This window comes from Corallococcus aberystwythensis (genome assembly GCF_003612165.1).
In the GTDB taxonomy this organism is placed as follows: Bacteria; Myxococcota; Myxococcia; order Myxococcales; family Myxococcaceae; genus Corallococcus; species Corallococcus aberystwythensis.
The window spans coordinates 1-2063 of record NZ_RAWK01000506.1; the positions used below are offsets into that span (position 1 = coordinate 1).

At 76.0% G+C, this 2063-nt stretch carries 3 protein-coding genes; all 3 read left to right on the top strand.

What is annotated here, in order from left to right; genetic code table 11:
* Positions 1-262, top strand: a 262-nt coding sequence (locus tag D7W81_RS42695; RefSeq protein ID WP_208721696.1) for a hypothetical protein, incomplete at its 5' end; no start/stop codon positions are given.
* Positions 244-1518: a condensation domain-containing protein gene (locus tag D7W81_RS40990; RefSeq protein ID WP_158621791.1), complete on the top strand. Its 1275-nt coding sequence runs from the start codon at positions 244-246 to the stop codon at positions 1516-1518. The genes D7W81_RS42695 and D7W81_RS40990, both read left to right, overlap by 19 nt.
* Positions 1515-2063, top strand: a 549-nt coding sequence (locus D7W81_RS40995; protein ID WP_208721697.1) for a methyltransferase family protein, incomplete at its 3' end; no start/stop codon positions are given. The genes D7W81_RS40990 and D7W81_RS40995, both read left to right, overlap by 4 nt.

The following is a 2063-nucleotide window of genomic DNA, read 5'->3' on the forward strand; positions in this document are numbered from 1 at the left end:
GTCCTCGCGGGCGCGCGTGGACCTCGTCCACCTGTCCATGGGCGAGCCCCAGCGGGTGGCCGAGGCCACGCCCGTGCTCCTCGCGGCGGGCTACCTGCCGACGGGCCTCCGCCCGCGCCTGGACGTGCCCGACGACATCGTCTTCCAGCACCTGCCGGCGCCGGAGCGTGCGCGCGAGGCGGTGGTGCGGGCGCGGCTGGACGGCGAGGCGGCCCGGGCCCTGTGGAGCGGATGGGTGGAGCGATGCGCGCGAACTTCGTAGACACGCTCCTCGCGCGGCTGGACGGCGAGGTGGCCACCATCTGGGCCACGGTGCTGCTGCGCATCGACGCGCGGCCCGACGTGGCGCGGCTGCGCGGGGCCCTGCGCGCCCTGGTGCGCGAGAGCGAGCGCCTCAACGTGGCCTGGGACGACGCGCGCGGTGCGTGGGTGCCCGCGCCGCGCACGGACGGGGCGGTGGACGCGGCCCTGCTGGAAGGCGCCGAGCCGCTGGACGAACCCGAGGCGGTGACGCGGGTCATCAACACCCGGGTGGACCTCGCGAGGGACGTGCCGCTGCGGCTGCACCTCCACCCCCTGGCCGATGGCGCGCCGGGCCCGTGGCTGCTCGCCATCCAGCTCCACCATGCGATCGGGGACGCCAAGGCGCTCGCCCACCTGCTGGAGCGGCTCTGGCTGCACTGCGCGGGGCGCGCGTCGGAGTCGCCCCCGCTGGGCCCCTCGACGCTGACGGATGGCAAGGTGCTGCTCGCGGCGCTGCGCGGGCCGGGCCGGGTGCTGGGCCTCGCGAGCCCCCGCCGCCGGCTCCTCGCGCAGCGGGGCCTGGGCCTGCGCCGCAGTGGAGACACCGCGGGCCGCTCGTTGATGGCGACGGCGCGCCTGACACTCCCGGCGGGCCGCACGGACGTCCAGGCCTCGGAGGTCTTCTTCGCCGCGCTGCTGGCGGGCGTCGCGCTGCGCGAGCCCACGAGGGACGGGCTCATCCGCCTGCGGGTGCCGGTGGACCTGCGGCGCATGCTGGGACTGGGGCGGATGCTGGGCAACGGCTGCTCGACGGTGCCGCTGGAGCTTCCCCTGCGGGAGGTCCGCGCCCGGCTGGAGGACGCGCCCGCCCTGGCGGCGCTGGTGCGCGAGGCGCTGCGGCGCGTGCTCGACGAGGGCGTGCACTGGACGACGGCGTTGGAGTGCATGGCGGTGGCGCGGCTCGCCCCGGGGCCCGTGCTGCGGCGCAACGCGCGCCCCGGGCTGGTGGCCGAGCCCCGCACCAACACGCTGGTGGCGACCTACCTGGGGCGGCTCGACAAGCACTTCGTGGACGCGCCCTTCCGCATCCACTCCCTGCGCAGCCACACGGCCACCTGGGGCGCGACGGGCCTGGGCTTTGGCGACACGCTCACCCTCAACACGGCGACGTTCGAGGGACTGTGGACCCGGGGCGAGCTGCGCGACTTCACCGAGCAGCTCGCGGGCTGGGCGTCCACGGGCTTCGGGCTTCCGGCGGAGGTGGTGGGACCATGAAGGCGCTTCGCGACGCGCCCGCGCTCTACCTGGGCTTCATCTCGCTGCACCTGCTGCTGGGGCACCTGGGCGCAAGCCTCGTCTACCGCCTGCGCTTCGGCCGCAGCCCGCTGGCCTACCGGAGCACCGGGGCCGACTCCGCCCACACGCGCCTCACGCGGCGGATCAGCGGCGCCTCGCTGGTGTGGGCTGGCTCCGTGGTGGCGGCGGCGCTCTGGCCGCGCTGGTCCGATCGGCCCTGGGGCCGGCCCCTGCTGGCCCTTCCGCCGGAGGTGGGCTGGGCGCTGGGCGTGCTCGGGCTGGTGGGCATGCTGGCGGCGCAGTACGGCATGGGCGCGACGTTCCGCATCGGCGTGGACGCGGGGGAGGCCCCGCCCGTGCTGCACGAGAGAGGACTCCACCGCTACTCGCGCAACCCCATCTACGTCTTCTCCTACCTGTACCTCGTGGGTGCCTCGCTCTGGGCTCCGTCGCTGGTGACGCTCGGGGCGTGCGCGGTGCTGGGGGCGCTGTTCCACGGGCTGGTGCTCCAGGAGGAGCGCTAC